Source organism: Streptomyces sp. NPDC045695 (genome assembly GCF_056432025.1).
Genome location: NZ_JBWKJU010000034.1, coordinates 1 through 15,275, shown reverse-complemented (window position 1 = coordinate 15,275; position 15,275 = coordinate 1). Strand labels below are relative to the sequence as shown.

Sequence of the window (15,275 nt, the reverse complement as noted above, 5' to 3'; positions counted from 1 at the left end):
AACCGCCGCACGGATTGCCTCCGTCGTCGCAAACCCCCGTACATCCGTCCCGGGCGGGCGGAAGGGGGTCCGCGGGCGGCCGCAGGGCCGCCCGCTGCCCGCTGCCTGAAGGCAACACCGGAGTACGGGTTGACCCTTTCGGGGGTCGGACCAATCCGCCGCGCCAAGGCTGCCGAATGACGGCTGTGAGCAGCTTCCGCAGCACCCTCTCCCGCGCCGCCCTCGGCGCGCTGGCCGGACTCCTGGCCGCGTTCACGGCGCTCGCCGTGGCCGAGCTGGTCGCCGGGCTGATGCGGCCCGCGGCCGGGCCGGTGACCGTCGTGGGCGGTGCGGTGATCGACCGGACGCCCGCCGCGGTGAAGGACTTCGCGATCCGGACGTTCGGGGAGAACGACAAGGCCGTCCTGCAGCTCGGGATCGTCGCCGTACTCGCCCTCATCGCCATCTCGTTGGGGATCCTCGCCCTGTCTCATCGGGAGCAACCGATCATGAACAGCATGAAGATCCGCCGTACCGCGATCACCGTCGCCGCAGCCGCCCTGCTGCCCTTCTCCCTCGCCGCGTGCTCGGACTCCGGCAGTGACACCAAGGCCAGCGCCCCCGCGGCCGCCGGCGATGAGGGCAAGACCGCCGCCAGCACCCCGGCAGGCGACACGATGACCGGTGACAAGCCCTTCGGCCCGGCCTGCGCCGGCGTCCCTAAGGACGGCGCGGGCTCCTTCGACGGCATGGCCAAGGACCCGGTCGCCACGGCCGCGTCCAACAACCCGGCCCTGTCCACCCTGGTCGCCGCCGTCATGCAGGCCGGCCTGGTCGACACCCTCAACAACGCCAAGGACATCACCGTCTTCGCCCCCACCAACGACGCCTTCGCGAAGATCCCGAAGGCCGACCTCGACAAGGTCCTCGCCGACAAGGAGCAGCTCACCAAGATCCTCACGTACCACGTCGTCGGCCAGAAGCTCACCCCCAAGCAGCTGGAGAACGGCAGCTTCGAGACCCTCCAGAAGGGCATGGTCACCACCACGGGCTCCGGAGGGGCCTACAAGGCCAACAACACCGCGAACGTGGTCTGCGGCAACGTCAAGACCGCCAACGCCAACGTCTACATCGTCGACACCGTCCTGATGCCGAAGTAACGAAGTAACACCGCCTGTCAGAAGCGGAAACGGCCGGTGGTCCCGCCTCCTTCCGAATAGGGAAGGAGGCGGGGGCCTCGGAACGCCCCTTGCCGGTGGGCAATCTCTTCTGACCGCGCCTGTCTGTGCCGGTAACCCGTGCGGACAAATGGAATACTCCGGGCATGCCCGCATCGCTTGCACGACGGTGTCTGCTCTGGCTCGTGACCCTCGCGATCGTCACCCTCGCCGGGTGCTCTAACAGCCCGGCTCGCGAGAGGCCCGCGCCTGCGGCGGCTCCCCAGAATGGGAACGATCTGGAGGACGACTATCAGAGCGTCATCAAGGACGTGCTGCCCTCCGTAGTCCAAATCCAGACGGAGGACGGTCTCGGGTCGGGTGTGATCTACGACGGCAAGGGTCATGTCGTCACCAACGCGCATGTGGTCGGTACGAGCAAGGCGTTCAAGGTCACCGTAGCCACAGGGGAGCAGCCGCTGGAGGCCCGGCTGGTCGCCTCCTACCCGGAGCAGGACCTGGCCGTGGTGAAACTGGACGGTCTCCCGGCCGGCCTGAAGGCCGCAAGGTTCGGCGACTCCCCCGAGGTGGCGGTGGGCCAGATCGTACTGGCCATGGGATCACCGCTGGGCCTGTCCAGCAGCGTCACCCAGGGCATCGTCTCCGCGGTCGGCCGCACCGTGAGCGAGGGGGGTGGAGCCGATGGCACGACGGTGGCCATCGCCAACATGGTGCAGACCTCGGCGCCGATCAACCCGGGCAACAGCGGCGGCGCACTGGCCAACCTCGACAGTGAGGTGATCGGCATTCCGACGCTGGCGGCGCGGGACCCCGGACTCGGTGGCGGCGCGGCACCGGGCATCGGATTCGCCATCCCCGCCTCCACGGTGAAATCGATCGCCGACCAGCTCATCAAGGACGGCCGGGTCACACATTCGGGCCGGGGAGCACTGGGCATCACCGCACGCACCGTGCTCGATGGGGACTACGGGCCCGTGGGCGTCGCAGTGGTGGACGTGGCGCCGGGTGGCGCCGCGGACAAGGCGGGCCTGAGGCCCGGGGACATCATCACGAGGGTGGGTGGAGGGGAAACCAAGACCATCGGGGGGCTGGCCGAGGTTCTGGCTTCGCACAAACCGGGCGAGAGAGTCCGGGTCACGTACCTGCGCAAGGGGATGGAGGCGACGCTGCCGGTCACCCTCGGGGAAGCGTGAGGGAGTGCCCCGCCCCTCATCACTGAGCCTCCGCCAGCGTGCGACACCTTGTCGGCGGAGGCAAGGCGTCCGAGGATCCCTTGCGGTACGAGGACCCGTGGGGGCGGCGATCAGGCATTACCCGACAACGTGTCCGGCTCTCGGCCTTGGACCTCGTAGGTTTTGGTCCAAGTGGTGCCGCATCGACAGTGATAGGTCTCGACCAGCTCGCAAGCATGGCGCCGTGATCAGCACGGCCTCATCTTGCCTTGGTGACGGGAGGGAGGTATTCCCCGACCAAGGTGCGGTGCCACCAGGCGTGGGTGTGCCGCAGCTCGTCGAGGTCGGTGAAGCGGTAGCGGTAGAGGCGGGCGCGCAGGAAGGTGGGCGGGGAAGCCGGGAAGGGGTTGTGGCGCAGCAGCTTGAGGATGGCGGGGTCGTTGTCGAGCAGCTTGGCGAGGAGGGGTGTGAACCAGGGCCGGGCGTACGCGGGTGAGATCGCCGCGAACCACATCATCCAGTCGAGCCGCAGGTGATAGGGGGCCACCTGTGGGGGAATTCGGCGTACGTCACCGGGTTTGCCCTTGAATCCGTATTCCTGCCACACCGTGTCGTCGGTGATCTCTGGTTCGTCGGTGCCTTCGAGCACTACCTCATGGCGCGTGCGCTCGATGGTGCCGAAGGCTCCGTAGGTGCTCATCAGGTGGAAGGGGTTGAAGGAGTAGTTCATCACCTGGTGGCGGGAGAGCAGGTTGCGTACCGGCCAGTAGCTGAGCACCACCATGAGCACGGTGACGGCGAGCACCGTGCCCTCGTACCAGGTCGGCGGGTCGGCGAAGGCGGGGGGCTGGGGCATGCCGAGCACGTCCGCAGCTCGTGCCCCGTCGATCGCGGTGACGGCGATCAGGATGGTGAGCCAGTTGAGCCATGCGAAGTTGCCCGACACCACGAGCCAGAGCTGCGTGACGACGATGAAACCGGCGACCACGCTCGCGGTCGGCTGCGGCGCGAACAGCATCACCGGGGCGCCGAGCTGCGCCACGTGGCTGGCCGCGACCTCGACGCGGTGCAGGGGCCGCGGCAGGCGGTGGAAGAACCAGGTCAGCGGGCCGGGCATCGGCTGGGTCTCGTGGTGGTAGTACAGGCAGGTCAGGTCGCGCCAGCAGGGGTCGTGACGCAGCTTGATCAGTCCAGCGCCGAATTCGAGCCGGAACAGCAGCCAGCGCAGGAGGAACAGGATCATGAGCGGTGGCGCCGTCTCCTCGTTCCCCAGGAAGATCGCCAGGAAGCCCGCTTCGAGCAGCAGCGACTCCCACATGAAGCCGAACCACGTCTGACCGACGTTGACGATGGAGAGGTAGAGCACCCACAGCAGCGCCCACAGCAGCATCGACGCCCATAGCGGCATCCGGTCCGCCGCACCCGCGGCGAGGGCGGCGGAGAGCGCCACGCCCGTCCAGGCGATGACCGCGCAGAAGCGGTCGGAGTAATGGAGCTGAAAGATGCTGGGCGACCTGCGGAAAGGGACGGCCGCGACGAAACGCGGGACCGGAAGCAATCCGCGCTCACCGATGAGCGCCCGGAACTGGTGGGCGGTACTCAAGAAGGCGATGAAATAGACCACGGACAGACCTCGCTGGAACACGAGTCTGCTCAGCCAGTAATCGCCGTCCGTAAACCACTCCACGGCTCCTCCTGAGCGTGGCGTACCGCCTCCCACGCCGAATCCCGGCCGGTGCCGGGATACCGCTTCGCCTCCCCCGCCTTCCTGCTCTTCCCTTCCCCTTCCCCTTCCCCGCTCCTGCCCTCCCTCCCCCTCCCCACCCAGGGGCCGATGATCTCGCGCTGGGTGCAAAGAACCATAGGGGCGCCCGCCACTCCCCCCTCCGAAGCACCTCTTGAAACTTTAAACATTTTGGTTTATGTAGAAATGGAATGACGTGAGAAGACCCTCGCGGGGCCGGCCAAGCGACGCGTCGATCATGACGGAAGGACGTCTTGCCGAAGGCGGGAGGAAGTAGGGGGCGTGGGGACATGCGCCAAGTTGGTGCCACACCGAACATGAGCAGGCCCGGTGCCCTTTTTGATCGCAGCGGCAACGGTTTCGTGCCGGCGACGGAGATCGCTGCGGCGGCTGTCGATGCACGGGGCAGAGTGACGGCCTGGAGTCCGGGCGCCCAGCTGCTGCTGGGTTACGCGGCGCCGGACGTGGTGGGGCGCCCCGCGGCCGACCTGCTGGCGGACGCCCTCCCCGATTCCGCCCGGCGGCATCTGGCTCAGCAGCAGGCCTGGATCGGGCGTGCCCTGCTGCGGGACGAGTCCGGCCGCCGTATCGAGGTCGATCTGCGGGCCTGCCCGCTGTTGGACGGTCACGGGCAGAGCCAGTGGTTCGTCCAGGCGGCCGTGCCCCAGGAGAGCGACGGCGCCGCACTGGCCCTCCAGAGGAGCCTGCTGCGCCAGCGGCCCCCGGTCCAGCAGGCTGTGGAAACAGCCGCCCGCTACCTGCCTGCGGATCCGCAGGCAGGCCTCGGCGGCGACTGGTTCGACGTCATCGCCTTGTCCGGCGCCCGTGTCGCTCTGGTCGTCCGAGACGTCGTCGGCCACGGGATCTACGCGTCCGCCGCCATGGGACGGCTGCGTACCGCGGTCCGTACCCTCGCCGACATCGACCTCCCTCCGGACGAACTGCTGACCGACCTCGACGATCTGGTCCTGGAAGAGGCACGGCAGGACGCGGAAGCCGGTGGAGAGGTCGGAGCGACGTGCCTGTACGTGGTGTACGACCCGGTCTCACGCCACTGCTCGCTCGCCAGCGCCGGCCACCCGCCGCCGGTCATCGTTTCGCCGGACGGCACGGCCGAGTTCGTTGCCGTGGAGACGGGCCCGCCCCTGGGCGTGGGCGGCGTGGCCTTCGAAGCCGCAGCCTTCCCCGTACCCGCGGGCAGTCTGCTGGTGCTTTACACCGACGGCCTGATCGAGGCCGGAGACCGTGACATCGGCGTCGGCCGCCACCAGTTGCGGACCACGCTAACCCACCCCGCAACAGGGCTGGACGACGTCTGCGACACAGTCGTCAAGACGCTGCTGCCCGACGTCCCCGGCGACGACGTGGCCCTCTTGGTGGCCCGGACCCGCGCGCTCGCGTCCTCCCACGTGGCGTCCTGGGCGGTGCCCGGCGACCCGTCCGCCGTTCCCCAGGCACGCCGGCGCGCCACGGCCCAGTTGCTGCGGTGGGGACTGCCCGAGGCCGTTGCCACCACCGAGCTGATCGTCAGCGAACTGGTGACCAACGCCATCCGCCACGCTGATGCCCCCATCGAGCTGCGGTTGATCCACGACGGCAGCCTCATCTGCGAGGTCTCGGACGCCAGCAGCACCTCCCCCCACCCCCGCCGGGCCCACGACCTGGACGAAGGGGGACGCGGACTGTTTCTGGTCGGCCGGCTCTCCAAGCGCTGGGGCACCCGGCACGACTCGACCGGCAAGACCATCTGGGCCGAGCAGTCCTGGCGCGACGCACAGCGCGGCTCCGACGGTCCCCACCCCTCTGCGGCGCCCTGAAACCGTCAAGCCCGAGCCGCTTTGTGCTCGGCCTCCACGGGGGTCAGCGTCGGCCGGGTGGCCTGCGGCCATGAGTGCGGGGTTCCTCGTCGGCCTGGCTCGCTGTCTCGCTGTCTCGCGACGACGCCGCCCGCCGAAGCGGACGTGCAGGCTGTCTCCTGGCTGACTAGGTCACGTTCACGATCCTGGCGTCGGCCAGCGCTCCGTCCTCGATGTCCAGGACGCCCAGGGTGCCGTGCGGCTGACGGCGCCGGTCGGTCGGCGAGCCGGGATTGAAGATCCGGACGCCGTCACCGGTCTGGTCCATCGGGATGTGCGAATGCCCGAAGACGACGAGATCGGCCTCTGGGAACCGGTTGCGCATCCGGCCGGTCCGCCCGGTCTTGTGGCCGCTGTCGTGGATCATGCCGACAGCCAGGCCGTTCAGGGTCAGCTGCAACGTTTCCGGCGCACCCCAGGCAGCGACGTCGGGCCCGTCGTTGTTGCCCATGACCACATGCACGGGCGCGTACTGGGCCAGCTCGTCGAGAACGTCTGCCGTACAGACGTCACCCGCGTGCAGGATCACGTCCGCCTCGCGCAGGTACTCGGCAACGCGTGGCGGACACGACTTCCAGTACCGGGGGGAGTGCGTATCGGACAACACCACGACTCTCATGGTGCGATCCTTCCCCGAATGCCGTGATCACGCCTGCGCAGTCCTGATGCACTTGCGCCGAGCGAAATGAGCCACCGAATCAGTTCCCTGGATTGTGCCCCTTGCGCCTTGCTCACCTCTCCCCTGGCCGCCTGCACACCTGAGCCACACCACGGGCGGGCGCCAGGCTGCCCTGGTGGTTGGAGCAGTGGCGGCTGCGGAAATGCCGCAGCCGTGGTGGCATCGGTGGATGAAGGATCCATTCGGTTGTGAAGAGCCGGCGCTCCTGTCACGGGTGGGCTCGGTGGACCGCGCTGCAGCCCGCCGCGCCCTCGCTGCCAGGGCCACCGGTCCTGCGGATCTCAGGGCCCTGCTGGACATGCTCGGCCTGCAGCCCGAGGACGATCCCCCGGAAGAACGCCGTCGCTGAGCGGGCCACATCTGGCAGCGGCCCCGGGCCGAAGCCTCGATCCTCTTCATGGGAGCAGCAGCATGCACCGCCCGCAGCCTCGGTGGTGGCGCCCGGCTCGCGGGGCTCCGGTAGCGGTACTGAGGCGCGATCCGGATCTTCCACCACCGGCCGGACGAGGGAGAAGGAGAGACGAGCGTGGCGATTCAGCGGATGGACAACGTCGGCATCGTCGTCGAGGACATGGATGCCGCCATCGCGTTCTTCGTGGAACTCGGTATGGAGCTGGAGGGCAGGGCGGAGGTCGAGGGTCCGTTCGCTGATCAGTGCACCGGACTTGAGGGCGTCCGCTGTGACATTGCGATGGTCCGGACCCCGGACGGGCACAGCCGGATCGAGCTCGCGAAATACCGCAGCCCCGCTGCGATCAGCCCCGGGCCGCGCAACCGGCCGCACAACATTCTGGGCACCCACCGTGTCATGTTCGCCGTCGACGACCTTGAGGACACCGTTGCCCGGCTGCGCCCTCACGGCGCCGAACTCGTCGGGGAGATAGCCCGCTTCGAGGACAGCTATCTGCTGTGCTACCTCCGCGGGCCGGAGGGCATCATCGTCGGTCTGGCCGAGCCACTGCGCTGAGAAGCAGAGGCTGAACCATGCACCGAGCGGAGGCCTGGTTCACGAATCCCGACGGCAAATGCCGATGTCAGCGCGTCTCGTAGGGTGGTCTGATGTTCGATCGTTTGGAGATCAGGGTGCTGCCGAGGGGACCCTGGTTTCCTGCCCAGTTGCGGTTCTGGGTCAACGATGAGGATGTGGTCGACGAGGCGGTCGGCGAAGGCGGTCGTGGACCTTACGCGGCCGTTGCGCTGCCGTCCGGCCGGCCCAGCCCTCTAGGGGCGACCGGCGAGGCGCGCCGGCTAGAGCTGGGGGAACCGGAGTGCACCGGCGGATGCTGCGGCTTCCTGACCGTGACCGTGCAGCGGTTCGGGGAGATCGTGCAGTGGTCGGAGTGGGAGGTTCCGTGGGAAGTCGGCCACAGCGCCATGCCCTATCCGCCGCCGGAGCTCCACTTCGACGCGAGCCAGTACGACGCCGAGGTGGCTCGCGCGGAGGCGGACCGACACCGGCGCGGAGCTCGCATCACCCGCCTGAACGGCGAGGAGGGTGGCCATCCCCGGTTCCCGGGACCGCGTCGCGGGGATGGCCGCCAAGCCGGACCGGGACGCCAATGGAACGCGGCGGCACGCGTCGACGCCGGGGGCGGGGGCTTCGAGGCGGGCCGTCAGAGCGAACGCTCGTGCACGTCCTCCGGGCGGGTGGCTCGCTCGGTGGCGCAGTGCGGCGGCCGCTGGGCTTTCCCGGGGCCCGGGCCCCGGCCCCCGGGGCGCGCGGGCGGATCAGCGCAGGCCGGCGAAGAGGTCGTTCTCGGGTACGGGAGCGCCGGTGGCGTCCTTGACACGCAGGAAGGTCTCCATGCCCATCAACTGGCCGAACCTCTCCTTGCCCATCTTGAGGAAGAAGATGTTTTCGCCCTGGCTGGCGTGCGCGGCCAACGCATCGAACTTCTGACCGCTGAACGCGGTGGTGTCCACCCACGTCGTGATCTCGTCGTCGGGAAGGCCGATCTGGGCCATCGCGGCGACCTCCTCAGGATCCGGCTGCGGCATGTCCTCACCGAACTCGCGCATGATCTCCCCGAACCGCTGTACGCCCGAGCGGGGCATCGTCGTCCAATACACCTTCGGTGTCAGCTCGGTCATCTCCAGCGCGGCCATCGTGATGCGGTGGGCCTGGATGTGGTCGGGGTGGCCGTAGAAGCCGTTCTCGTCGTACGTGACGACCACATCGGGTCGGTAGTGCCGCATGAGCTCCGCAAGCCGGGCGGCGCCTTCCTCCACGGGGGTCTGCCAGAAGGATCCGGGGGTGTCGTTGCTCGGCCAGCCCATCATCCCGGAGTCGGCGTAGTCCAGCATCTCAAGGTCGCTGACGTGTAGGACCTCACAGCTCACCTCGAGTTCTTGACGACGCATCAAGGCGACGGCCGCCGGGTCGTGCTCCGGATCACCCGGCTTGACGCCCCCCGGTCCGTCACCGCAGCGGCCGTCGGTACACGTCACGAGAACCGTGCGGATGCCTTCCGCCGCGTACCGCGCGAGGACGCCTCCGGTTCCGGTGGCCTCGTCGTCGGGGTGGGCGTGCACTGCCATGAGCGTCAAGGGCGGCCGGTCAGTCATGAAACAGTCCTCCTGTAAAAGTGCTTGCTGGTCAAAGTGCGCGGCGGGCGTACCGCGATCCTGGGGCCCCGACCCGGGTGGAGCGGACGGCCTTGCGGTCTCCGTGCTCCCCGCCCGAGGCGCGGTCCCCCGGTCGATGCAACAGCGCCGACCGGACCGGCTGTTCCCGACGCGGCCGCTCGGTGCCGCGGGCGATCCTCCGATCCGGCTATCCGGCGGCCGGCTCACCGAGCCATGGGTTCCCGTCAGCAGTCGCTGCCGTCAGTACCGTGGGTACGGTCGGCACGGTCGGCACGGCGAACGTGAAGCCCGAGAAGGAACCCGCCGGGTAAGCGGCTCCATCACCTTCTCCGCCCCACGCGCCAGGACAATAACCGCGGCATCCTTACTCATCTGGCCACTATTTCAGCCGACCGGCCACGCGAGCGACTTTCATGCGCGGCCGCTCTCCACCACCACACCACCGAGGCGCAGGCCCTTCTCAGGAGGCAGTGAGGTGGTCAGACGGCCGGCGGTCCACGCGTGGGCCTGCCTCTGGGCTTCGGTCCCAGCCCGCCGCGGGCACGGGAGCAGCGCTCGCCGACCGTGTCAGTCCCCGTTGAGATACGTACACCATCACGACTTTCCGCGACTTCAACTTCAAGCTCCTCGTGGTCGGAGCACATGGGGGCGCGCGGGATCGAGGACCTCGACGCCTACGTCGAGGAGAACGAGCTCGAGTACACGATCCTCGACGAGGCGCGGGCCTACTTCGAGGAGTTGCAGATACCGCCGGGGCCCTCGCCACCGTGGAGGAGTTGACTTTCGACGGCGGGCACCAGGTCTTCATGGAGTGCGCTCATGGGGGGTGATCTGACTGATGCCGAGTGGGAGCTGCGGCCGTTCCTGCCGGTCAGCAACGGGCGTTGTGGCAGGTCGGCGGGCGCAGACGGCCGCTGGCGCCCGCGGCCCCTGATCGTCACTCCAGGTCAGCGGGCGGACAGCACCCAGTTCAAGCCGGTCCGCGAGGAGATCCGGGTGCCCAGACCTGGCCCGGGCCGGGCCACGCAAGAAGCCCGACAGCCTCGCGGCCGACAAGGCGTACAGCCACGGCCCCATCCGCGAGTACCTGCGACGACGGGGCATCCGCCAGACCATCCCGGACCGGGCCGACAGCCAGGCGGCCTGCATCCGCAAGGGCTCACGCGGTGGACGGCCGACCGGCTTCGATGAGGACCGCTACAAGAAGCACAACACGCTCGAACAGGCGATCAACCACCTGAAGCAGTCCCGGGCGGTCGCCACTCTCTACGACAAGCGCCGCTACGTCTTCCTCGGCACCGACACCGCGGCGGCCGTCGCCATCGCTTCGCACATGAGCGTCTAAGCGACCCAGCAGAAGACGCCCTGGTTCTGGCGCCGGGCGCTGCTGACGAGCTCAGCCAGGTTACTCACGATCGCGTCCGCGATCTCCGTGTCGATGGCCTCGCCGTCCTCCGCCCGCAACTGAGCCCACGCGGCAGCGATGTCACGCAACCTGGACTGGCCAGCGTCCGCGAGTGCAGCAGACAGGCGGGTCGACAGCGCGAAGACGACGCACCCGTCATGGTCCTGGCCGGCGACCATGCGAGGCTCCCCGGCTTCGGCGAGTTCCTCGAAGCTGCCGCCGAGCAGAAGGCATTCCCACTCGACCACCGCCTCTTCGGGATCGAAGTTCCCGAAGGAGAGCGACTCGAATGCCCGTCCCGGCCCGGTCCGGAGGGCCAGACCCGCCGACGTGTCGTCCGGCGCCACGAAGAACTTCACGATGATGCTCACCCGGGCATCATGCCCGACAGCCCACAACCATGATCGGCCGGACAAGTCCAGGCGGTGCTGTCAGGAGCGGCGACCCCTCCCATTCCCAGCCCGTCAGACCAGCGTGCAGCGCGCGTGAGCGTACGGGTCTCACGGCCCTCAGGCAGACCCGTGCTGCGGTACCGAGCCGGACGGGGGTATCGAGACTTCTGGCGACTTGCACCGCCAGGTGTCGGAGCAGCTCTTCGTGGGGCGCGCCCCTGTCGTCGGGCACGGAGTCGATCGGCCTCTGTGCCTGGTTAGAGTCCCCAAGGGGGCGGGCACGGCAACGAACCGATGGCGGGAGATCATGGCCGTGGACCAACCGGGACGAAGACACGGGGTAGGGGAATCATGGTGGCGTTCCACGCGTCCGCGCTGGACGGGGTCGCCCGCAATTCGGCGCTGCCGACACCGCTGCTCCTGCGCCTGCTCGCCTTCGAGGAGGACGGCGAACGTCCGCCCCGTGACGCACTCCAGCGGGCGGAACTCCCCGAGCCGGCCGTCGCGCTGATCCTGGCCCACCCGAACCCGGGCGCCCGGATCGACTTCGCCATGAGCGCCAGGGCAGAGCCTGCACAACGGGCCCGGCTCGCGGACGATCCTTCTCCCAAGGTGCGGGCTGCTCTTGCGTACGGACCCGAGGTGTCCGACCCGCGCAGAAAGGTCGCGCCGCTCCCGGACGCCGTATGCGCCCGCCTGCTCGACGACCCCGCCCCTTCTGTCCGGACGGCACTGCTGGACTCGCCCCACCTGGCGCCGTCGTTCGTGGCCTCGATGGCCACTCATCACAGCTCGGCAGCACGCCGGCAAGCGGTGCGCGCATGGGAGGTCCTGGCACCGGGCGAGCAGTCGGCGCTGCTGGCCGACCCTGACCCCGAGGTGCGACGGGCCGCCGCGCTGTGGGAGTGCCGACGGGACGCACGCGTCACCGCCGAACTCCTCCGCGATCCGAAGTCCGCCGCCGAGGCACTGCGCCGAGGGCTCCTCGTCCGCGCCGACGCCGAGCGATGCGTCGCCGAGCGGGCGCACTTGGCGGCCCTTGCCGAGAACCGGTCGTTGCCCGCCGACCTCGTGGAGCGGCTCGCCGTCGACTCGGACGAGGCCGTGCGGCTCGCGGTCTCCCTCCGGCCCGAGTTGGATGAGGCGCGGCGCATGGCGATCGACTTCACAGTCGGTGACTTCGACCGGGGTGACGGCGTGTGGTGGGTACGGGACGGGCTCGCCGACTCCGAGGCGCTGCGCCGGGCCGCGACCTCCGCCCACCCGCTGCTGCGGCGCGCCGCCGCCCAAAGCCCCAACCTGCCCCCGGACCTGCTGCGCCTACTCGCGCGCGTCGAGGACCCGGTGCTGGAGAACCTCCTGGGCATTCACCACCCCGAGGCTCCGGAGGAGGTCCTGATGCGTGTGTTCGCACGGCTGGGTGGAACGTTCTCCGCCTGGATGGCGGAGACGCACCCCCGCTTTCCCCACGAGGGCCTCGCCGCCCGCTACGCGAACCACCCGGACGGGAACTACCGTCGGCTGGCCGTGCGGGACCCGGCCGCCACGCCGGAGCTGATCGAACGGCTCAGCCACGACCCCAGCGTCTGGACCCGCCAGGCGGCGGCCGGCGACCCGCGCCTGCCGCTCCACCGGCTCCGCGAGGCACTCCATGTCCCCGAGCTGGCCTCCAGCGCAGGTAGCAATCCGGCGCTTCCCGAGGCCGAGATGGCTGCCGTTCTGGACCGTGCCGGTGTTCCCGCCTGACCGACCGCAGGTCCGGAGGGTCGGAGGGTCGGAGGCATTGAGCCACGACGACGCCCGCCGCAGGACGAACGCAACGGAACGGGGACCTGATGGAACAGCGCTGGTCCAAGCCTGAGGTGTGGATACCCGGCGGATACCTCGCCTTGGTGGTCGCCCTGCAGTCTGCGGCTACTTCGGTCACGCCGCGCCCGTAGCCTTCTCCTCGGAATGCCGCGAGAGTTCGCGAGCCCCGTTTTCGGCCTCGGCCTCGCGGCCGGACTGAGCGGTTCGGCTCAGGTCAGGCTCCACGACCACGTGTCGTCGGCGGTGACGAGGAAGGCGAGGACCACGAGGTCGGCCACGCCCAGGGCGATGCCCAGGCGGGCGCGGCCCGGCCTGGTGGTCTGCCGCCACAGGGCGAGGGAGCCGAGGACGACGGCGATCGGGCCGAGCAGCAGGTTCATCACCAGGAGTCCGACCAGACCCAGGACGAACGCGGTGACGGCCATCGCGTCGGCATCACGGTAGCGGCCACGGGTACGAGGGCGGGGATGCGCCGGAACCTGGGCGCGTGCCGGAACCTTGGCGTCAGTACGCGGGTTCATCACAGACCTCCCTGGCGATGGTCGGGGCGCCCGGCACGGTGGCCCGAAAGGCGCTCACGTGCGGCGAAAACAGCGAGCCAGAGCGCGATCGCGAAGCCGGCGGCCACGCTGACCGGTACCGGCAGATGGGCCACGGCGCCCAGGATGACGCCGAGTACGAGCAGTGCACCTACGAGGAAGAGCACGGGAGTTCCTCCTACTTTGAGGTAACAGTCGTCCCCCGACTACCCGGTCCCCTTCGTCTCATGCCGGTGCCTTTGACTGTGCAGGGCGTGACGGCTGTTGAACTAGTGCCAGTTGGCATCGGCAAACCACTGCATGGGCGCAGCCCTGAACACCGGATGCCGTGCCCGGACGGAGGGGCGATCGCCCCTCCGGTCGCGGAGACGTCGCAGAGACGTCACGGAGACTCCGTGGGAAAACTCGCTTGGAGGGCCCCCGGCGGCCTGCTACGTTTCCGGAGGCCGTGGGAGAGAACGAGGAGGTGGTACCCGTGAACGCAGTATCGACATGGGTGCTCCCCTCCGGGGTCACGGTCGGACGATAGGCAGGTCGTCCGGGAGCGCCGTTCCTGAGCACTCCCGAAAGGCACGACCATGCATATCCTTTCCGAACAGCGCCTCGACGACGGCGTCCTCGAACGCGAATTCACCCTCGGCGAGATCCCCGGAACCCTGTGGACGCCTGAATCCGCCGGACCGGCGCCGCTGATCCTGATGGCCCACAACAACGGCCTCCCCAAGGGAGCAGCCCGGCTGGTGGCCCGTGCACGGTACTCCGCCTCGTGCGGCTACGCGGTGGCCAGCATCGATGCCTACGGGTGCGGCGACCGGCCCCGTTCCGCCGCCGACGAACAAGCTCGCGCCGAACTGCGCCGGGCGATGCAGGCCGGTGAGCCGGTCGATGAGATCTTCGAGTCCTTCATCGGCCCGCTGGTCGAAAAGGCGGTCCCGGAATGGCGGGCCGCCCTGGACGCCCTCCTTGCGCTTCCCGAGATCGGCGGCCCGGTCGGGTACTCGGGGTGGACCGCCGTCGGCATCCGCCTTGCGGTGACCGAGCCGCGCATCGCGGCCGCCGGTTTCTTCGCTGGGGGGTACGTACCCCGCGCGCAGCGCGAGGAGGCCCGCCAGGTCACCGCTCCGCTGCTGTTCCTGCTGCAGTGGGATGACGAGGGCAATCCGCGGCAACGGGCCCTGGACCTGTTCGACGCCTTCGGCGCCACGGAGAAGACGCTGCACGCCAATCCGGGCGGACATACTGGCACACCGTGGTTCGAGGTGGAGGACGGGAACCGGTTCTTCGACAGGCACCTCAAGTGAGCCGGGCTGTCAGGTCGTCAGGCTGACAGGCTGGTAACAGGCCTTCGAGGAGGGCCCCTGGCCTGCGCTGACGGATGCCCTGCGCCCGGGTCGGTAGGGAGTGTCTTTTCGGTTGCCCCCCCGATGACCTGCGGTGGGAGGCGGCCGTGACGGGGGGACGGTCCGCTCACGTACCGCGAGAACACCCCCGCCCTGACATCTCCTCAAAATTCTTTGGGGTGTGAGCGTTTGCCGGACGGCAGTCGGGTTAGACGCGTGAATGTCGGAAGCGAACCCGTGGGTGCGGGCGCTTCCGGAGCGGGCCCCGCCGCATGACTCCCTTCCCCCCGGCGTCATGCGGCAGGCTCGCCCGCACGAGGGGCTGCCGCCTCGATCCGTACGGCATCCCGGACACCCCGCCCCGGCCCCCTCCCCGGCCGGGGGCCCGGGGTCGCCCGGCTCGCCCCCGGCGCCGGCGCTCATACCGCCGCCCCCGGGCAACGGACCCCGGCGGCAGCAGCCCGGCACGGTCCGGACACCGACAGCGGGGGGGGGGAACCCACAGGGGGGGGAGGCGCTGGTTGGGGTTGAGCTATTGTTTGAGGTCGTTTTTTTTCCCTGTTTTTTCCCCCAAGTGGGTTGGTGTGGGCTTCTTT

At 69.3% G+C, this 15,275-nt stretch carries 13 protein-coding genes; 7 read left to right on the top strand and 6 right to left on the bottom strand.

The features are described 5' to 3' along the window. Positions 1-488: 488 nt before the first annotated feature. Together AC07DU_RS32705 and AC07DU_RS32700 are read left to right on the top strand one after the other, a co-directional pair. Positions 489-1,139, top strand: a complete 651-nt coding sequence (locus tag AC07DU_RS32705; protein ID WP_479115517.1) for a fasciclin domain-containing protein — start codon at positions 489-491, stop codon at positions 1,137-1,139. Between the two features lie 164 nt (positions 1,140-1,303). Continuing rightward, the gene (locus AC07DU_RS32700) at positions 1,304-2,350 is read left to right on the top strand and encodes a S1C family serine protease (RefSeq protein WP_479115467.1); all 1,047 of its coding nucleotides are present in this window, start codon (positions 1,304-1,306) and stop codon (positions 2,348-2,350) included. 238 nt (positions 2,351-2,588) lie between these two features. On the opposite strand, the gene AC07DU_RS32695 is transcribed toward AC07DU_RS32700, so the two are convergent. Then, entirely contained in the window at positions 2,589-4,016 is a 1,428-nt protein-coding gene (locus tag AC07DU_RS32695; RefSeq protein ID WP_479115465.1) for a lipase maturation factor family protein, read from the bottom strand. Between the two features lie 347 nt (positions 4,017-4,363). On the opposite strand from AC07DU_RS32695, the gene AC07DU_RS32690 reads away from it, so the two are divergent. Further along, positions 4,364-5,890, top strand: a complete 1,527-nt coding sequence (locus AC07DU_RS32690; protein WP_479115463.1) for an ATP-binding SpoIIE family protein phosphatase — start codon at positions 4,364-4,366, stop codon at positions 5,888-5,890. A gap of 166 nt (positions 5,891-6,056) precedes the next feature. Here AC07DU_RS32690 and AC07DU_RS32685 read toward each other — a convergent pair whose 3' ends face one another. Continuing rightward, positions 6,057-6,548: a metallophosphoesterase family protein gene (locus AC07DU_RS32685; protein WP_360905086.1), complete on the bottom strand. Its 492-nt coding sequence runs from the start codon at positions 6,546-6,548 to the stop codon at positions 6,057-6,059. 586 nt (positions 6,549-7,134) lie between these two features. On the opposite strand from AC07DU_RS32685, the gene AC07DU_RS32680 reads away from it, so the two are divergent. After that, the gene (locus AC07DU_RS32680; RefSeq protein WP_453372731.1) at positions 7,135-7,575 is read left to right on the top strand and encodes a VOC family protein; all 441 of its coding nucleotides are present in this window, start codon (positions 7,135-7,137) and stop codon (positions 7,573-7,575) included. Positions 7,576-8,336: 761 nt separating this feature from the next. On the opposite strand, the gene AC07DU_RS32675 is transcribed toward AC07DU_RS32680, so the two are convergent. Continuing rightward, on the bottom strand, positions 8,337-9,173 hold the full coding sequence (locus AC07DU_RS32675; RefSeq protein WP_479115460.1) for a PIG-L family deacetylase: 837 nt from the start codon (positions 9,171-9,173) through the stop codon (positions 8,337-8,339). A 663-nt stretch (positions 9,174-9,836) separates the two neighbouring features. Here AC07DU_RS32675 and AC07DU_RS32670 point away from each other — a divergent pair. Further along, positions 9,837-9,974 (top strand): hypothetical protein, encoded by a 138-nt coding sequence (locus AC07DU_RS32670; protein ID WP_479115458.1) that lies wholly within the window; start codon positions 9,837-9,839, stop codon positions 9,972-9,974. A 561-nt stretch (positions 9,975-10,535) separates the two neighbouring features. Here AC07DU_RS32670 and AC07DU_RS32665 read toward each other — a convergent pair. Beyond that, positions 10,536-10,970, bottom strand: a complete 435-nt coding sequence (locus AC07DU_RS32665; RefSeq protein WP_479115456.1) for a hypothetical protein — start codon at positions 10,968-10,970, stop codon at positions 10,536-10,538. Between the two features lie 372 nt (positions 10,971-11,342). Here AC07DU_RS32665 and AC07DU_RS32660 point away from each other — a divergent pair, with 372 nt between their 5' ends. Continuing rightward, a complete protein-coding gene (locus AC07DU_RS32660) occupies positions 11,343-12,737 on the top strand; it encodes a Mucin-2 (RefSeq protein ID WP_479115454.1) in 1,395 nt (464 codons plus the stop codon). Positions 12,738-13,009: 272 nt separating this feature from the next. Here the strand turns inward: AC07DU_RS32660 and AC07DU_RS32655 are convergent, their stop codons facing one another. Continuing rightward, positions 13,010-13,321 (bottom strand): DUF4190 domain-containing protein, encoded by a 312-nt coding sequence (locus tag AC07DU_RS32655; RefSeq protein ID WP_453372727.1) that lies wholly within the window; start codon positions 13,319-13,321, stop codon positions 13,010-13,012. Beyond that, positions 13,321-13,506 carry a hypothetical protein gene (locus AC07DU_RS32650; RefSeq protein ID WP_479115452.1) on the bottom strand — a complete coding sequence of 62 codons (186 nt, stop codon included), beginning with the start codon at positions 13,504-13,506 and terminating at the stop codon, positions 13,321-13,323. Before AC07DU_RS32650 ends, AC07DU_RS32655 begins: the two co-directional genes overlap by 1 nt. A gap of 411 nt (positions 13,507-13,917) precedes the next feature. Between AC07DU_RS32650 and AC07DU_RS32645 the strand changes: the two genes are divergently transcribed. Next, positions 13,918-14,640, top strand: a complete 723-nt coding sequence (locus AC07DU_RS32645; RefSeq protein ID WP_479115450.1) for a dienelactone hydrolase family protein — start codon at positions 13,918-13,920, stop codon at positions 14,638-14,640. Positions 14,641-15,275 lie beyond the last annotated feature (635 nt).

What these genes read in the sequence shown, in the direction of transcription:
- AC07DU_RS32660 (WP_479115454.1), top strand. Translation starts at nt 11,343, where the DNA reads ATGGTGGCGTTCCACGCGTCCGCGCTGGACGGGGTCGCCCGCAATTCG.
- AC07DU_RS32675 (WP_479115460.1), bottom strand. Translation starts at nt 9,173, where the DNA reads ATGACTGACCGGCCGCCCTTGACGCTCATGGCAGTGCACGCCCACCCC.
- AC07DU_RS32690 (WP_479115463.1), top strand. Translation starts at nt 4,364, where the DNA reads ATGCGCCAAGTTGGTGCCACACCGAACATGAGCAGGCCCGGTGCCCTT.
- AC07DU_RS32655 (WP_453372727.1), bottom strand. Translation starts at nt 13,321, where the DNA reads ATGAACCCGCGTACTGACGCCAAGGTTCCGGCACGCGCCCAGGTTCCG.
- AC07DU_RS32670 (WP_479115458.1), top strand. Translation starts at nt 9,837, where the DNA reads ATGGGGGCGCGCGGGATCGAGGACCTCGACGCCTACGTCGAGGAGAAC.
- AC07DU_RS32645 (WP_479115450.1), top strand. Translation starts at nt 13,918, where the DNA reads ATGCATATCCTTTCCGAACAGCGCCTCGACGACGGCGTCCTCGAACGC.
- AC07DU_RS32685 (WP_360905086.1), bottom strand. Translation starts at nt 6,548, where the DNA reads ATGAGAGTCGTGGTGTTGTCCGATACGCACTCCCCCCGGTACTGGAAG.
- AC07DU_RS32700 (WP_479115467.1), top strand. Translation starts at nt 1,304, where the DNA reads ATGCCCGCATCGCTTGCACGACGGTGTCTGCTCTGGCTCGTGACCCTC.
- AC07DU_RS32705 (WP_479115517.1), top strand. Translation starts at nt 489, where the DNA reads ATGAACAGCATGAAGATCCGCCGTACCGCGATCACCGTCGCCGCAGCC.